This is a genomic window from Pseudoalteromonas sp. TB41 (assembly GCF_000497975.1).
Taxonomy (GTDB): domain Bacteria; phylum Pseudomonadota; class Gammaproteobacteria; order Enterobacterales; family Alteromonadaceae; genus Pseudoalteromonas; species Pseudoalteromonas tetraodonis.
The window spans coordinates 13919-29665 of the sequence record NZ_AUTH01000043.1 but is presented as its reverse complement, the minus strand read 5'-3'; the positions used below and the strand labels follow the sequence as shown (position 1 = coordinate 29665).

15 protein-coding genes are annotated in these 15747 nt (G+C 40.4%); 11 read left to right on the top strand and 4 right to left on the bottom strand.

Annotated elements, in window-relative coordinates:
- Positions 1–17: 17 nt before the first annotated feature.
- Together L641_RS0106625 and L641_RS0106620 are read left to right on the top strand one after the other, a co-directional pair.
- Complete coding sequence (locus L641_RS0106625; RefSeq protein ID WP_024601485.1) at positions 18–470, top strand: hypothetical protein; 453 nt, start codon at positions 18–20, stop codon at positions 468–470.
- A 71-nt stretch (positions 471–541) separates the two neighbouring features.
- Positions 542–2167, top strand: a complete 1626-nt coding sequence (locus L641_RS0106620; RefSeq protein WP_024601484.1) for a P-loop NTPase fold protein — start codon at positions 542–544, stop codon at positions 2165–2167.
- Positions 2168–2228: 61 nt separating this feature from the next.
- Here the strand turns inward: L641_RS0106620 and tusA are convergent, their stop codons facing one another.
- The 3 genes from tusA to fadB all read right to left on the bottom strand — a co-directional run bounded on the left by tusA (position 2229) and on the right by fadB (position 6052).
- Entirely contained in the window at positions 2229–2468 is a 240-nt protein-coding gene (gene tusA / locus L641_RS0106615; protein WP_024601483.1) for a sulfurtransferase TusA, read from the bottom strand.
- Positions 2469–2718: 250 nt separating this feature from the next.
- Positions 2719–3888 (bottom strand): acetyl-CoA C-acyltransferase FadA, encoded by a 1170-nt coding sequence (fadA, locus tag L641_RS0106610; RefSeq protein WP_013463651.1) that lies wholly within the window; start codon positions 3886–3888, stop codon positions 2719–2721.
- A gap of 4 nt (positions 3889–3892) precedes the next feature.
- Positions 3893–6052, bottom strand: coding sequence for a fatty acid oxidation complex subunit alpha FadB (fadB, locus tag L641_RS0106605; protein ID WP_024601482.1), 2160 nt, complete (start codon positions 6050–6052; stop codon positions 3893–3895).
- 303 nt (positions 6053–6355) lie between these two features.
- Here fadB and L641_RS0106600 point away from each other — a divergent pair, with 303 nt between their 5' ends.
- The 9 genes from L641_RS0106600 (at position 6356) to L641_RS0106560 (ending at position 14266) form a co-directional block, all read left to right on the top strand.
- Positions 6356–8242, top strand: a complete 1887-nt coding sequence (locus tag L641_RS0106600) for a lytic transglycosylase domain-containing protein (protein ID WP_024601481.1) — start codon at positions 6356–6358, stop codon at positions 8240–8242.
- A gap of 117 nt (positions 8243–8359) precedes the next feature.
- Positions 8360–9682 (top strand): Xaa-Pro dipeptidase, encoded by a 1323-nt coding sequence (pepQ, locus tag L641_RS0106595; RefSeq protein WP_013463654.1) that lies wholly within the window; start codon positions 8360–8362, stop codon positions 9680–9682.
- Between the two features lie 97 nt (positions 9683–9779).
- Complete coding sequence (locus tag L641_RS0106590) at positions 9780–10394, top strand: YigZ family protein (protein WP_016900036.1); 615 nt, start codon at positions 9780–9782, stop codon at positions 10392–10394.
- Between the two features lie 93 nt (positions 10395–10487).
- The gene (locus L641_RS0106585; RefSeq protein WP_013463656.1) at positions 10488–11939 is read left to right on the top strand and encodes a TrkH family potassium uptake protein; all 1452 of its coding nucleotides are present in this window, start codon (positions 10488–10490) and stop codon (positions 11937–11939) included.
- A gap of 24 nt (positions 11940–11963) precedes the next feature.
- The gene (locus L641_RS0106580) at positions 11964–12626 is read left to right on the top strand and encodes a flagellar brake protein (RefSeq protein WP_016900037.1); all 663 of its coding nucleotides are present in this window, start codon (positions 11964–11966) and stop codon (positions 12624–12626) included.
- 513 nt (positions 12627–13139) lie between these two features.
- Entirely contained in the window at positions 13140–13352 is a 213-nt protein-coding gene (locus L641_RS0106575; protein ID WP_013463658.1) for an EF-hand domain-containing protein, read from the top strand.
- Positions 13353–13422: 70 nt separating this feature from the next.
- Complete coding sequence (locus L641_RS0106570; protein WP_013463659.1) at positions 13423–13635, top strand: EF-hand domain-containing protein; 213 nt, start codon at positions 13423–13425, stop codon at positions 13633–13635.
- A gap of 138 nt (positions 13636–13773) precedes the next feature.
- The gene (locus L641_RS0106565) at positions 13774–13986 is read left to right on the top strand and encodes an EF-hand domain-containing protein (RefSeq protein ID WP_016900038.1); all 213 of its coding nucleotides are present in this window, start codon (positions 13774–13776) and stop codon (positions 13984–13986) included.
- A gap of 64 nt (positions 13987–14050) precedes the next feature.
- Entirely contained in the window at positions 14051–14266 is a 216-nt protein-coding gene (locus L641_RS0106560; protein WP_016900039.1) for an EF-hand domain-containing protein, read from the top strand.
- Between the two features lie 85 nt (positions 14267–14351).
- On the opposite strand, the gene trkA is transcribed toward L641_RS0106560, so the two are convergent.
- A complete protein-coding gene (gene trkA, locus L641_RS0106555; RefSeq protein WP_008112933.1) occupies positions 14352–15728 on the bottom strand; it encodes a Trk system potassium transporter TrkA in 1377 nt (458 codons plus the stop codon).
- Positions 15729–15747: the final 19 nt, after the last annotated feature.

Here is a 15747-nt window from a genome sequence, read left to right as displayed (position 1 = left end):
TTAATAGAGGATTCACCATGAAGCTCCCAATGAAACGCATTTTCACGTTAGCCTTAGTGGGCTTATTGAGTGCTTGTACCAGCCAAATTTCAATTAACGACGTGTTGCCGCAGCAAGAATTGGATCGTAGTATTTATTTAAGAGGGGACTTCACATTATGGGATGCCGAACCTCAATATCAATTTAAACAAGTCGGCCCTGCGCTTTACCAAGCCCAAGTTAGGTTTTCGACCCCTGGCAAAGTGTACGAATTTAAAATAGCCGATGCGGATTTTAGTGAAGGTTTTAACTGTGGCTACAGCGATTCACAGCCATCAGGGCAAAGCCTAACACTCGGCCAATCAACACGCGCCGACTGTAATACCATTTATAATTACTTTAGCTACACACCAGCGATTAAAGGCTCCTACATAGTCAGCATTGATTTTAGTGACTACGATGAGCCGCAAGTGACGATAACTAAGAAATAGCTGTAAGTCGTCAGCCGTCAGCTTTCAGTTGCTCGAGTAAACTTATAGATTTGTGACAAGGACGTTAGTATATGTGTGCCAAGCAATGGAATGAAGAGATAAAAATTGATGGTGTTACTTACCCAGCAGATCAGTTAAATAGAAAGCAAGATGCTGAACTGCTGACTAAAATTCTTGTTCGCCGCTCAAACTCGAATAGAGAAAAGCCTAATAAATCCTCTTATGTAATTAACGTTAATGCTGAATGGGGCGCAGGTAAAACTTACTTTGTAAAACGTTGGGCTGAAGATTTAAAGCATGAACACCCAGTTGTCTATATAGATGCTTGGTCGAATGACTTTATGGATTCCCCCATAATTACTGTACTAGCTGAAATTCAAGAGCAACTATTAGAAACAATTAACAAAAGTCATTTAACTCAAGCCAAAAGAAAAAGCTTTAAGAATATTGGCATATCAGTATTACCTAAAATTCTAGCTGCGTTAGTTAAACGCTATGGTGGGTTTGATATTGAAGATATATTTGTTGATGAAAGTTCTGACACAGAAGTTACGGCATCAACAGAAAACAATAAATCATTGGATTTGTCAGCAGCTATGGAAGCTATGACAACACAAGCATTCAAAGAACATAGTGATTATAAAAAAGGCGTAAAAGAATTAAAAGCTACAATAAAAGAGTTAGTTAAATACTCTATTGAAAAACCTAAAAATGGACTTCGAGCAACAGCTCGTGATTATCCCGCATTCATTTTTATTGATGAGTTAGACCGCTGCCGCCCAACTTATGCAGTTGAAATGCTAGAAGCAATAAAGCATATTTTCGATATTGAAGGGTTAGTAATAGTCGTTTCAACACATACAGAAGAACTTCAGCACACAATTAAAGCATTGTACGGGAGTGATTTTAATGCAAATGACTACCTTAAGCGGTTTTTTGATACTAAGTATCACCTTGACGTTAGCGTATCAGCAAGCTTAATAAAAGCTAACTGTGATATTTCAATGCTTAAAGATGGTGGGGTGAGTAGTCGAGGGGTAATTTTATTTCCTTATGTTTTTACAGCTAATAATGAATTGAAAGAAAATATATTGCTTTTAATTGCCTCCATTGCTAGCTGGCAGGAGCTTTCTCCGCGAACTGCTATTCAATTTGCTGAACGATTACTCATTTCAATAGAGTTAGTTGAGAGCAATAAAACTATAGATATTGTGCTTTTATCTGTTCTGTTGTGTCTTTATGTGACTAGCAACCCTGAATATGATTATGTTATTGGCCAATTAGAATTAGATAATCCAAATTTTAATATACAAACTACGAACTCAAAGTTACGCCTAGCTGGGCAGAACTTCAATTTAGAAAATTCACTAGAGAGCCTAATAACTAATAATGAAAAAATAAGCAGATTTGAGCAACAGTTCAATTTATCAGAGTATGAAACTAATATATTTAAGAGTAAAAGAGCTAGCTATAAAGATTTTAACTTTCTGTTATATATAAAAGTAATTAAGAGAGTTTTAAATCGTAAAGAAATTAATAATACCGGCTATTTAACAAATTTTGGTTACAAAGGTCAAAGGACAATTGATAATAATCAGTTATTAGAAGCCTATATGACATATTACGGTTTAAATAAAAGCAGTATTACTTATTACTTGAACTTAATAAGCTTAACCAATAAATTTTCTGATAGCTGATAGCTGATAGCTGATAGCTGATAGCTGATAGCTGATAGCTGATAGCTGATAGCTGATAGCTTTACAACCCTTTCTTCACCACATATCTATATGGTGACTCTTCAACTTCTTTAGCCACTAGCGTGTGATCCATGAACGTACAAAAGCTGGGTATATCACGGGTAGTTGAGGGGTCGTCGGCAATAATAAGCAGTGTTTCGCCGTCGCTCATTTTGCGAATTGCAGCGCGTATCATCATCACAGGTTCTGGGCAGCGAAGGCCGATAGCATCTAATTGGTGATCGGGGTTATCAAAGCTCATAAAAATTACCTGCAAAAATAGTCGTGGCTTGGTTAGGTCGGGTAGTTTAGCGCAAATAAAGCTGTTGGTTAACTATTTTACGTATAACAAAACAGCTCAACTTATTAATAGATAATCTGAAATAAATTTAATGCACCCGATCACATTATTCATTTTAAACCTGCAAAAGCGGGTGGTATAAAAAAGGCGAACTAACTTGCGCTAGTTCGCCTTTTTAATCACCAAGCTGGTTTTACATATTCAACACTAATTAGTCTTGAACACGTTCAAATACAGTTGCTATGCCTTGGCCTAAACCAATACACATAGTCGCTAAACCGTATTTTGCGTTTTTGTCTTCCATTAAGTGAATAAGTGAGGTGCTAATACGCGAACCCGAACAACCCAGCGGGTGACCCAGTGCGATAGCGCCGCCATTTAAATTCACTTTTTCGTCAACCACATCCGCTAAACCTAAGTCTTTAAGTACGGGTAGTGATTGTGCTGCGAATGCTTCGTTAAGTTCAGCAACATCGATGTCATCAATAGTAATACCAGCTTGTGCCAATGCTTTTTTACTTGCTGGTACTGGGCCGTAACCCATGATTGATGGATCGCAACCGGCAACGGCCATCGCGCGAATATATGCACGAATTGGTAAGCCAAGTTCTTTTGCTTTTTCTTCGCTCATCACTAACATAGCTGATGCGCCATCAGAAAGTGCTGAAGACGTACCCGCTGTAACAGAACCCGTAGCAGGGTTAAATACTGGACGAAGTTGCGATAAGCCTTCAACGGTTGTTTCAGGGCGAATTACTTCATCATCTTCAACAAGGATAAGTGAACCGTCAGCATCGTGACCTTCCATTGCTAAAATTTCGCGGCGGAAACGCCCTTCAACTGTTGCAGCATGTGCACGTTGATGCGAGCGGTAAGCAAACTCATCTTGTTGCTCACGGCTAATACCGTGAATAGTAGCAAGGTACTCAGCAGTTAAACCCATAGAGCCAGATGCTTGTGCAATTGATGTAGCTAAGCCTGGGTGAAAGTCGTTACCGTGAGTCATAGGTACGTGGCCCATGTGCTCAACACCACCAATTAGGTAAGTATCGCCAGCGCCAGTCATAATAGCGCGAGCAGCATCATGCAATGCTTGCATTGATGAGCCACATAAACGGTTCACTGTGGTTGCTGGCACTGAATGTGGAATGCCTGCAAGTAGAGATGCGTTACGTGCAACGTTAAAGCCTTGCTCTAAAGTTTGCTGTACACAACCCCAATAAATATCGTCAATTGACGCAGGGTCAACTGCTGGATTACGTTCTAATAAGCCTTTCATTAAATGAGCGCTTAAGTCTTCTGCACGTTTGTTTTTAAATACGCCGCCTTTTGAGCGACCCATTGGTGTGCGGATACAATCTACAATTACTGGATTATTCATGATATTAACCTTCCACCTTATAGAAAACACGGCCTTCTTCAGCCCACTTGCGAGTTTGCTCTGATACTTGGTAAATCGCACCTAGGTGAGCGTATTTGTCTGCTGCTGCAACAAAGTTAGCTAAACCTGTTTGATCTAAGTAACGGAACGCGCCGCCTCTAAATGGAGGGAAACCAACACCGTATACAAGTGCCATATCAGCTTCTTGAGGAGAAGCAACAATGCCTTCTTGTAAACAAAGTAGCACTTCGTTGATCATTGGAATCATACAACGGTCAATGATTTCTTGTTTATCAAATTCTTTTGGTGCGTCTGTAATTGGTGCGAGTAGTTCAATCGCTGTTTGGTCATGCGATTTTTTAAGACGACCGCGACGGTCTGTTTCATACTTGTAAAAACCTGCTTTGTTCTTTTGACCAAAACGTTTTTCGTTAGCAAAAACAGTCACTGGATCTTTCTCTGCAAGTGCCATACGTTCAGGGAAGCCGTCTGCCATTACGCCAGTACAATGGAAAGCAGTATCAATACCGACTACATCAAGTAGGTAAGCCGGACCCATAGGCCAGCCAAATACGTTTTCCATGACTTTATCTACTTTTGCAAAGTTAGCGCCTTCAACCACTAATTTGCTAAAGCCTGCAAAGTAAGGGAATAAAACACGGTTTACAAAAAAGCCTGGGCAATCGTTAACAACAATCGGCGATTTACCTAGTTTAAGTGCGTAATCAACTACGGCATTAATGGTTTTATCTGAGGTTTTTGCACCACGGATAATTTCTACTAATGGCATTTTTGGTACTGGGTTGAAAAAGTGCATACCACAGAAGTTTTCTGGTTTTTCAAGTGCTTCTGCAAGTAGGTCAATACAAATAGTCGATGTATTTGACGTGAGCACAGTGCCTTCAGGCATATTCTTTTCAAGATCAGCAAGTACGGCTTGCTTCACTTTAGGGTTCTCTACTACCGCTTCAACAATAATGTTGGCGTTTTGTAGGTCTGCATCATTAAGCGTCGGTTTGATTTTGCTAAGCGTTGCTAGCATTTTTTCCATTGGCATATGGCCGCGCTTAACTTTTGCACCTAATAGCTTAGACGCTTCACCCATACCTAAATCAAGTGCATCCTGTTGGATGTCTTTCATTATGATTGGTGTACCTTTATAAGCAGATTGGTATGCAATACCGCCGCCCATAATACCTGCGCCTAATACAGCAGCTTGTTTAATTTCTACATCGCTGTGCTTAGCAAATTTACGTGCTTTACCTTTAATGTATTGATCCGCTAAAAAGATACCTGTTTGCGCGGCTGCTTCGTTGGTACGAGCAAGCTTTGCAAAGTTGGCATTTTCAATTGCCATTGCTTCTGCGCGTGAGCAGTTTGCTGCTGCTTTAATAGTGCGAACGGCCATAACTGGAGCAGGATAGTGGCCTTTGGTTTTACCCATTACCATACCTTCTGCCATTGCAAAGCTCATGCCTTGCTCAACACGGTTTAATTTAAGCGGTTGTAATTTTACAGCGCGTTTTGCTTGCCAATCTAGCTTGCCAGCAATCGCTAATTCTAATGTTGCTATACTTGACTCTTGTAGTTTGTTGGCACTAACTACTGCGTCAAACGCACCTACTTTAAGGGCATCAGCTGCGCGATTTTCGTTACCTGTGGTGATCCACATCATCGCGTTATCGGCGCCAATAATGCGCGGAAGGCGCACTGTACCGCCAAATCCAGGCATTATGCCTAATTTAACTTCTGGTAAACCCATTTTTGCTGAGTCACTTGCAACACGATAATCGGTAGCAAGTGCCCACTCACAGCCGCCGCCAAGCGCCAAGCCGTTTATAACACTTAGTGTTGGGAATGGTAAATCTTCAATTGCATCAAAAACGTCAGTTGCATTTTTGATCCACGTTACTAATTCTGCTTCAGGTTTAGTAAAAGTAGGTAAAAATTCGAAGATATCTGCACCAATAATAAAGTGGTCTTTATCACTGGTAAAAATCATGCCTTTAATATCAGCGTTAGCGGCTAATTCTTTTAATGCTGCCGCGCAATCTGAAAGAGTTTTTTGAGATAATGTGTTTACAGAACCTGTAGCACAAAACTTAAACTCGGCGATGTTTTCCTTCACGAAGCTAACTTCAAAGGAATCGCTTTTATATAACATTATTATTCTCCCTAGTTGATGAACTAAGACTGGTACGATGAGTTCATATTCAGACCAGTGTGCTTGCTTTAAATTAAAAATGCAACGAAAAATTTATCTTGGTTACAAACGTCTGGTTAAAATATAGCTGGTTTGGTGCTAAGGTGGGTTTGAAAGTTTTCTTTATTCATTTTATTGCGCTGTCTTAGTGTTCATAGCTTGGGTTTTATTAGAATAAATAGTACAGCTGTGTATGTGCTGTTGTTTACTTACTCTTCGCCACACTTCGTCAGCCTTGAAGGTTACTATGCCCTAAAGGACATTATGAAAAAATACTTATTAAGCGTAGCGGCAGCGACTCTATTTTTCTCTTTCCCCTCTGCCAACGCGAAAACTGATATTGATGCATTTTTAGACGCTGAAAAACAGGCGCGCTATGGCAATTATCAAAATTTTAAAGAAGCGGTGGATTCATTGTCTCATCCGCTTAAACCGTATGTTGAAAAAGCCTATTGGGAACGTTACCCAAGCTTAGCCCACCAAACAGAGATAGAAAATTTTCTCACTGTTTATGAACATACGCCATTAGAGTGGCCAGTGCGTAAAGCATGGTTAAACTATTTAAAACGCAGAAATCAAAAAGCAGCGTTTATTAAAAACTACCGTGAAACCTCTGACAGTGAGCTTACTTGTACCCACCTTACTTTTCAGCTTGATCTTGGTGCGCCTAAAAAAGCAATACTCAATCAGGTAACCGACTTATGGACAGTGGGTGAGTCGCAGCCAAGTGAATGCGATGGCCTTTTTAAACGCTGGCGTCAAAATGGTTATTTAACGCCCGATGTTGTTTGGCAACGTGTCACTCTAGCGGCACAAGGCGGGTCTTATCGTTTACTGCCTTATTTAAAAACATTGTTGCCAGCCAATGAGCGCTACTTAGCCGATTTATACTCAAAAGTAAGACGTGACCCAAGTGCAGCGGCGGGGTTATACCGTTATAAGCGCAAAACAGTGAAAGAGGGTGAAATAGCGCTTTATGGTATTAAGCGTTTAATTTGGCGTGATAAAGAGTTGGCATTAAAGGCATGGCAAAAAATTGAGGGGTTATTTGATTACACTGATGATGAAAAAGCGGATGTATATTATACCTTTGCGCTTTCATTGGCGTCGAGCGGCCATAGCCAAGCTAGCTTCTATTTAAATAAAGTACCCAAAGAGCGCCAAGATCGTAAATTAATGCAATGGCAGTTAGCTAATCTACTCAAAACCCAAGATTGGGAGGGAATTGCGGCATTTTTTACAGGTAAAGAAAATCTTAGCTTAGGGCAACAGTATTGGCTTGCTTATAGTTATGACAAACGCGCAGATCATGAAAAAGCTAAGGCAATTTGGACTAAAGTGGCCGCTAATCGTGATTATTACGGCTTTTTAGCCGCTGCACGTTTGGGCATACCGGTTGATTTAAATGAGTTGCCCGTTAATGTAAATCAAGCTTTAGTAACAAGAGTGAGTAACGCACCGGGCTTTAAGCGTGCCAAAGCCTTGTATGAGTTAGAGCGCTTTACTGCTGCTCGACGCGAGTGGAATTATTTAACTGATACCTCAGCTGATGATGAAAAATTAGCTGCGTCGGTACTTGCAGCCGAGCTGGATTGGTTTGATAGTACTATATTCACCCTAGCAAAAATAAAAGCATGGGATTATGTGGATTTGCGTTTCCCTTTTGCATTTCAAGAAATGTTTGAGCGTTACAGCAAGCGAAGCAAAATTGACCTAACTTGGAGTATTGCTATTGCACGTCGCGAAAGCTCATTTGCACCTGATGCGCGCTCCCATGCAAATGCACGCGGGTTAATGCAGCTATTACCGAGTACGGCAAAGTATATTAATAAAGGCACGGTTTCTAATCGTCGTTTGTATCAACCAAAAACCAACATTCGTCTTGGGACTCGTTATTTACAGTATTTAAAAAAGAAAAACCACGGCAATGAGGTGTTAGCTACAGCATCTTATAACGCTGGGTATCATCGTATTAAGCGTTGGTTACCAGAAGAAGCAATGCCGGCTGAGCTATGGGTTGAACTTATTCCTTACAGAGAAACCCGAGATTATGTAAAAAATGTATTTGCTTATCGGCAGGTTTATCATACTCGCCTTGGTCGGGAGGGAAACCTTCTAGCCCCCATATTAGAAATGACGATGGGCGGATAGTAAAAATAAATCTACAACCACAGAGGGATATTTACACAGTACGTATCCCTCTTTTTTGAGCGCTTTGTGTATAAGTGGTAGACTCAAAGCAAGTTAAATTTAACAGATGGGTTTATTATGGAAAAATTAGCCGTTTTATACGCCGAACATATTGCAACATTGCAGCAGCGTACACGTACTATTTGTGAGCAAGAAGGGTTAGAAGGATTAGTCATTCATTCAGGCCAAGCTAAGCGCCAATTTTTAGATGATATGTATTACCCGTTTAAAGTTAACCCTCATTTTAAAGCGTGGCTACCGGTTATTGATAATCCACATTGCTGGATTGTGGTAAATGGTAGCGATAAGCCAAAACTTATTTTTTATCGCCCAATTGATTTTTGGCATAAAGTACCTGATGAGCCAAGAGATTTTTGGGCAGAATACTTCGATATTGAATTGTTATTACAACCCGATCAGGTTGAAAAGCTACTACCTTACGATAAAGCTAAATTTGCCTACATTGGTGAATACCTCGAAGTAGCACAAGCACTTGGCTTTAGTATTATGAACCCTGAGCCAGTACTTAACTATATTCATTACCACCGTGCTTATAAAACGCAATATGAACTTGAATGTTTACGTAATGCGAATCGTATTGCGGTTGATGGCCATAAAGCAGCGCGTGATGCGTTTTTTAATGGTGGTAGCGAGTTTGATATTCAGCAAGCTTACTTAATGGCAACGCGCCAAAGTGAAAACGAAATGCCATATGGCAATATTGTGGCACTTAACGAAAACTGCGCTATTTTGCACTACACCCATTTTGAGCCAAAAGCACCACAAACGCATAATTCATTTTTAATTGATGCGGGCGCTAATTTTAATGGTTACGCTGCGGATATTACCCGTACCTACGACTTTAAAAAGCAGGGTGAGTTTGCTGACTTAGTTAACGCTATGACAGCGCATCAAATTGAGTTAGGAAAAAGCTTAAAGCCAGGTTTACTGTATGGCGATCTGCATATTGATTGTCATAACCGTATTGCTCAGCTATTAAGTGATTTTGATATTGTTAAACTACCTGCAGCCGAAATTGTTGAGCGTCAAATTACCTCAACTTTCTTCCCGCATGGCTTAGGGCATCATTTAGGTGCACAGGTTCACGATGTGGGTGGTTTTATGCGTGATGAAACAGGGGCACATCAAGCGCCACCAGAGGGTCATCCATTCTTGCGCTGTACTCGCTTAATTGAGAAAAACCAAGTATTTACTATTGAGCCAGGTTTGTACTTTATTGACTCTTTATTGGGTGATTTAGCACAAACAGACAATAAGCAGTTTATTAACTGGGAAAAGGTCGAAGCGTTTAAACCTTTTGGCGGTATTCGTATCGAGGACAATATTATTGTTCACGAAGATAGCCTAGAAAATATGACGCGTAATTTATTACTCGACTAAATCCTTATAAAGACGAGTTAGCCAATACGCGCTAAAATAAACGGATACAAAGGGGCCTTTTGGCCCCATTTTTTTAATTAAAGCCTAAGTAAGTGCTATGTCTGAATATAAATACCCAGCCGAAGCTGTATTTCATCAAGAAGAAATTAAAAAAAGTACCTTTATCGTTCATATAGGTCACACGCCCGATCTAAATGCTGCGAAAGCCTTTATTAAAAATATTGAAGAAAAATATAGTGATGCACGCCACAATTGCTGGGCACATGTTGCAGGTAACCCAGGGGGCAGCCATGTTTATGGCTTTTCTGATGACGGAGAGCCCAATGGCACCGCCGGTAAACCCATGCTCAATGTGCTAGTGGGCTCAGGCTTAGGTGAAGTGACCGCTGTGGTAACACGTTACTTTGGAGGTATAAAGCTCGGTACGGGTGGGCTGGTGCGTGCTTATGGTGGTTCACTCAATAATGCCTTAGCAAAACTACAAACCGTGGTGAAAGTGCCGAGTGCTGAGCTGGTGGGCTTTAGTGAATACAGTATGCAAGGGGCGATAGAGCAATACTTAAAAACCAACTTTCAGGTACTTAATATTGAAAAGCAGTTTACTGCAAATATTGAGTGGACTATTACCATTGATAGTCGCCAAGCGCAGCAAGCCATCAAAGATATTTTTGATTTAAGCCACGGCGCAGTTGAGTTAACAATCAAAGAGTAATAGTCTTACATTCATTCCATTTAATGATTAAACATTAAATTTCGAGTCATACAGTAGTTATTTTAATTTACTAATAAAAAAGCGATACGCTCAATGCAATTTCGTACCATCATAAAAATTCTTGGCCAATTGGTTGCGCTATTCAGTATTACTATGGTGCCACCAGCGCTAGTGTCTTTAATTTATAAAGATGGTGGAGGGGTGCCGTTTGTTTTAGCCTTTATATTCAGTGTTGTTATTGGCTTAATGGCTTATTACCCAAATAGGCATGAGCATGGCGATTTAAAAGCCCGCGAAGGCTTTTTAATCGTGGTTTTGTTTTGGCTGGTACTAGGCGCGTTTGCCTCCTTACCGCTGGTATTTTTACAAGAACCCAATCTCTCTTTGGCCGATGCCGTGTTTGAAGCCTTTTCTGGCTTAACCACTACAGGAGCTACCGTACTGACCGGTATAGAGTATCTGCCTAAATCGGTATTGTTTTATCGCCAACAATTACAGTGGTTTGGTGGTATGGGGATCATTGTATTAGCGGTAGCAATCCTGCCAATGCTTGGCGTAGGTGGTATGCAGTTGTATCGGGCTGAGATTCCAGGCCCCGTAAAAGATTCCAAAATGACCCCGCGTATAGCCGACACCGCTAAACACCTTTGGTATATTTATGTGTCTATTACCCTTGCATGTACTTTGGCGTATTGGAGCGCTGGCATGAATTGGTTTGATGCAATTTGCCATGCTTTTTCTACGGTGGCTATTGGTGGTTTTTCTACTTATGACGCTTCAATGGGGCATTTTGATAGCCCAGTAATTAACTTTATTTGTGTGTTCTTTTTAATTATCGCAGCCATTAACTTTTCTCTGCATTATGCTGCTGTAGCGAGTCGTAATATTAGTGTCTACATTCGTGACCCTGAATTCAAAGTGTTTCTATGTATTCAGCTCGCGCTGGTGGTGATTTGTTTCACGGTACTTTCATCTCACGATGTTTATGCCAATGGCGATGAAACCCTCGATCAGGCATTGTTTCAAGCTGTATCTATAAGCAGCACCGCAGGATTTGCCACAGATAACTTTTCTGCTTGGCCTTTGTTTTTACCTATTTTATTAATATTCTCTAGTTTTATTGGTGGCTGTGCTGGTTCAACTGGTGGCGGTATGAAAGTAGTGCGCGTGTTTTTACTTTATCTACAAGGAGTGCGAGAGCTAAACCGCTTAGTGCATCCTCGAGCTATATACTCTATAAAGTTAGGACGAAAGGCGCTACCAGATAAAGTAGTTGAAGCGGTATGGGGTTTTTTCTCGGCTTATGCACTAGTCTTTATTATTATTATGTTAGCGTTAATGGGCACCGGGTTAGACAATATAACGGCATTCTCAGCAACGGCAGCGTGTTTAAATAACCTTGGGCCTGGTTTAGGTGATGTTGCTTCTCATTATGGCGCTATTACCGATACTGCAAAATGGATATTAACCGTGGCAATGGTATTTGGTCGTTTAGAGATATTTACCTTACTTGTGCTATTTACCCCAACATTTTGGCGTGGATAACGTTATAAATATCAGGAAGGAAATATGCGAAAAACCAATTTGGAAAAGTTAAACCAAATCGTCACGGGTGGCATAGTTGATTTAGAAATCCTCACCCCCACGAGTAGCCGACGCGTAAAAACAGAGTTTATAGGCTTATTAGAAAATAAGTTTATTATTTTAAATTACCCCAATGCAAAACGGCTCCCCATGGCAAGTGATTATTTACGCGATGGTGTGATGGTGGTGGTAAGAGCGCTTATAGAGGGCAGTGGTGGGCATGTTTTAGCGTTTCGTCAGCAGCTTATGTCTGTAGCATCTCACCCAGCTAAGTTATTGTTTATCGACTATCCTTCACAAGTACAGCTATTTGAACTGCGCTCGCAAGCGCGTATACCGACGCTGTTTCCAGCCAAGTTAAAATTATCGGATGATCGCCCTTCTTTTGAAGGCGTTATAAAAGATATTTCGTTAACGGGTGTTATGTTTGATATTAAAACAACCCAAGAAATCGACGACATTAAAGATATGCGTTGCATCGTAGTGTTTGATGAAGATACAAAGCACGAAGGGCAAATATGCAGTGTGAAAAAACATGCTAAGGGCATATATTGCGGAATTCGATTATTTGCCAGTGAAGAGCAAATGAAAGCCCTGATGGGGGATCACTTCATTGACCCTAATGCACTTGAAGTTGAAATTGTATAAGACCTGTTATCTTTCGACGCTGAACATTTTACAATTCTAAAATATCAACAAGCTCTAACATTTTCGCTCTTTTGCAACAAATAGCCATGTGTTGTTGTTATTTTTAAAAGCCATTTCAAATTTATTTTACAAATTCATTAAAAACAATTAGTTAAATATGTCTTTTATTCTAATTTTTTTGTTTATAACAAAATTAAACTCAACTCACCTTCCTTTTTGTTTATTTAATCCTCTTTTTTAGCGGTTGCTCACCGACTGTGTGGGGTTTTACCTAAACTCAACTCTTTGATTTTTATTGTTTTAATTTTATTGCCTTATCTACTGTTGCTAAAAAGCAACAAAATAACGAGTTAAATAGCGCCATTTTCAGCTAGTTGCTGGTTAATTTATTGAAAATTATGGTTTTTATATTTTTGGCATCGAAGTTGTAATAGTCAGGCTGTATAGAACGAAACGTGATTTAAAGTAAAACACTTAATCGCATAAAACATAAACTTTGAAGGAAGATTGATTATGAAAAGCATTAATAAAACTTTAGCACTTATCGCATTAGCTTCATCATCAGCCGCTTTTGCAGCAAGCGACTTTGACACGCTAGACGTTGACGGCAACGGCGCAATCAGTCAAAGCGAAGCATCGGTTGATGCAAAATTAATGAGCATGTTTTCAGAGCTTGATACTGACCAAAACGGTGAGTTATCAAAACAAGAGTTCTCTAAAGCATAACCCTAAGCTATTAAAGTTTTGGGAGTTAAAAGCTCCCTCATTATTTAAACGATTTTAAGGAATACTCATTATGAAAACATTACACAAAACATTTGCACTTATCGCTCTTGCTTCTTCATCAGCTGCCTTTGCAGCGAGCGACTTCGACACACTAGATACCGACGGCAACGGTGCTATTAGCCAAAGCGAAGCATCGGTTGATGCAAAATTAATGAGCATGTTCTCAGAGCTTGATACTGACCAAAACGGTGAGCTATCAAAAGAAGAATTTTCGAAAGCATAAGGCAAGGCTAAGTATATTCTGAGTTGCCAAAGACAACCTAAATAGGCAAGGAAGCCTATGAAAGAGAATAACAAGGATCGTGATAGCTAGACACAATTTTTTGATAAACCATTGCATTACATTTTGAAGGATTAAATTATGAAAACATTACATAAAACATTTGCACTTATCGCGCTAGCTTCTTCATCAGCTGCTTTTGCAGCAAGCGACTTTGACGCGCTTGATACTGATGGTAACGGCGCTATTAGTCAAAGTGAAGCCGCTGTAAACGCTGATTTAACAGCCGCATTTACTGAGCTTGATACCGACGGTAATGGTGAGCTTTCTAAAGCTGAGTTTGCAAACTTTTAATTTTTGACTTTTTTCATTGCACAGGGATCTCAGAAAAGGATTTCCCTCTTATAGGAGAATTATTATGAAAGCATTAAACACAACACTTGCGATTTTAGTATTAGCGTCATCATCAGCAGCTTATGCAGCGGTAGATTTTGCCTCTTTTGATAGTAATGGCGATGGTGTAATTAGCCAGCAGGAAGCCGCCGCTAATAAACAACTAATGAACATTTTTGATGATTTAGATACCGACGGAAATGGTGAACTTTCTAAAGAAGAGTTTGCAAGAGTACAATAAGTATTAACCCATCATACTCCACTAAAGCCGCTTAATAGTCAGCGGCTTTTTTGTGTTTGTTGATTACTTAACTCAAGCAGTTTAATTATAGAAAAATAGCGCTAACTTGGAATAACTTTTCAACCACGTTAATGTGCTTTTTATCAATTAAGAACATGATTACATGATCGCCTGACAAAATAATTGTATCGTCATGGGCAATCAGTACATCGTCATTTCGCACAATTGCACCTATTGTGGTACCTGCTGGCAATTTAATATCGGCAATTGCGCGACCTACCACTTTAGAGGTATTTTCATCACCATGGGCAACCGCTTCTATGGCTTCTGCAGCCCCTTTACGCAACGAGTACACGTTTACAATATCACCACGGCGCACGTGAGTCAGCAATGCAGAAATAGTCGCTTGTTGTGGTGAAATCGCAATATCAATTTCGCCGCCCTGTACTAAATCAACGTAAGCGCCTCGTTGAATAAGTACCATGGTTTTTTGTGCCCCCATGCGTTTTGCGAGCATAGCCGACATTATATTTACTTCATCGTCGTTGGTAACGGCAATGAACACATCAACCTGTTCAATGTGTTCTTCAGAGAGCAGCTCCTGATCGGATGCATCACCACAAAATACCACGGTGTTGTCGAGCATTTCAGAAAGCTGTTCGGCACGCTCTTTACTTCGCTCTAGTAACTTAACGCTGTGGTTTCTTTCCAGTGAACGGGCTAGACCTGCACCAATATTACCGCCACCGGCAATCATGATTTTTTTATACGAGCGTTCCAGCTTTTGTAGCTCGTTCATTACCGCACGAATGTGTTTGGTTGCGGCAATAAAAAATACTTCATCGTCGGCTTCTATTACGGTGGTGCCTAAGGGTTTTATCGCTTTACCTTGGCGGTAAATAGCGGCTACCCGAGTTTCAACATTAGGAATATGCTGCTTAAGTGTAGATAGGGCATAGCCTACCAATAAGCCGCCATAGTAGGCTTTTACAGCCACTAAAGAGAGCATGCCATCGGCAAATTGCAGTACTTGTAATGCGCCAGGGTAGTCTATTAGGCGGCGAATATACTTAGTAACGAGTGCTTCTGGGGCTATGTAATGATCGACAGGTAAGTCATCATTATGAAAGAGTTTTTCGCGGTATTTTAAATACTGCTCAGAGCGAATACGGGCTATTTTGGTCGGTGTATTAAAAATACTGTAGGCAACTTGGCATGCCACCATGTTAACTTCATCTGAGCTGGTCACCGCAATAATCATATCGGCATCTTCAGCCCCTGCGCGACTTAACACGTCAGGGTGGGCGCCGTGGCCTGCAACACCTTGTAAATCGTATTTATCTTGCAGTTCGCGCAAGCGGTTACCGTCGATATCAACTACGGTTATTTCGTTTTGTTCACCCACTAGGTTTTCTGCGAGTGTGCCGCCAACTTGCCCAGCACCGAGTATGATTATTTTCATTATGTACCCGTATTATTAA

Excerpts from the sequence above, each read along its gene's own strand:
- L641_RS0106565 (WP_016900038.1), top strand. The coding sequence starts at position 13,774 with ATGAAAACATTACATAAAACATTTGCACTTATCGCGCTAGCTTCTTCA.
- L641_RS0106620 (WP_024601484.1), top strand. The coding sequence starts at position 542 with ATGTGTGCCAAGCAATGGAATGAAGAGATAAAAATTGATGGTGTTACT.
- L641_RS0106575 (WP_013463658.1), top strand. The coding sequence starts at position 13,140 with ATGAAAAGCATTAATAAAACTTTAGCACTTATCGCATTAGCTTCATCA.
- L641_RS0106600 (WP_024601481.1), top strand. The coding sequence starts at position 6,356 with ATGAAAAAATACTTATTAAGCGTAGCGGCAGCGACTCTATTTTTCTCT.
- fadB (WP_024601482.1), bottom strand. The coding sequence starts at position 6,052 with ATGTTATATAAAAGCGATTCCTTTGAAGTTAGCTTCGTGAAGGAAAAC.
- L641_RS0106625 (WP_024601485.1), top strand. The coding sequence starts at position 18 with ATGAAGCTCCCAATGAAACGCATTTTCACGTTAGCCTTAGTGGGCTTA.
- L641_RS0106590 (WP_016900036.1), top strand. The coding sequence starts at position 9,780 with ATGTCTGAATATAAATACCCAGCCGAAGCTGTATTTCATCAAGAAGAA.
- trkA (WP_008112933.1), bottom strand. The coding sequence starts at position 15,728 with ATGAAAATAATCATACTCGGTGCTGGGCAAGTTGGCGGCACACTCGCA.
- L641_RS0106570 (WP_013463659.1), top strand. The coding sequence starts at position 13,423 with ATGAAAACATTACACAAAACATTTGCACTTATCGCTCTTGCTTCTTCA.
- tusA (WP_024601483.1), bottom strand. The coding sequence starts at position 2,468 with ATGAGCTTTGATAACCCCGATCACCAATTAGATGCTATCGGCCTTCGC.
- fadA (WP_013463651.1), bottom strand. The coding sequence starts at position 3,888 with ATGAATAATCCAGTAATTGTAGATTGTATCCGCACACCAATGGGTCGC.
- pepQ (WP_013463654.1), top strand. The coding sequence starts at position 8,360 with ATGGAAAAATTAGCCGTTTTATACGCCGAACATATTGCAACATTGCAG.
- L641_RS0106580 (WP_016900037.1), top strand. The coding sequence starts at position 11,964 with ATGCGAAAAACCAATTTGGAAAAGTTAAACCAAATCGTCACGGGTGGC.
- L641_RS0106560 (WP_016900039.1), top strand. The coding sequence starts at position 14,051 with ATGAAAGCATTAAACACAACACTTGCGATTTTAGTATTAGCGTCATCA.
- L641_RS0106585 (WP_013463656.1), top strand. The coding sequence starts at position 10,488 with ATGCAATTTCGTACCATCATAAAAATTCTTGGCCAATTGGTTGCGCTA.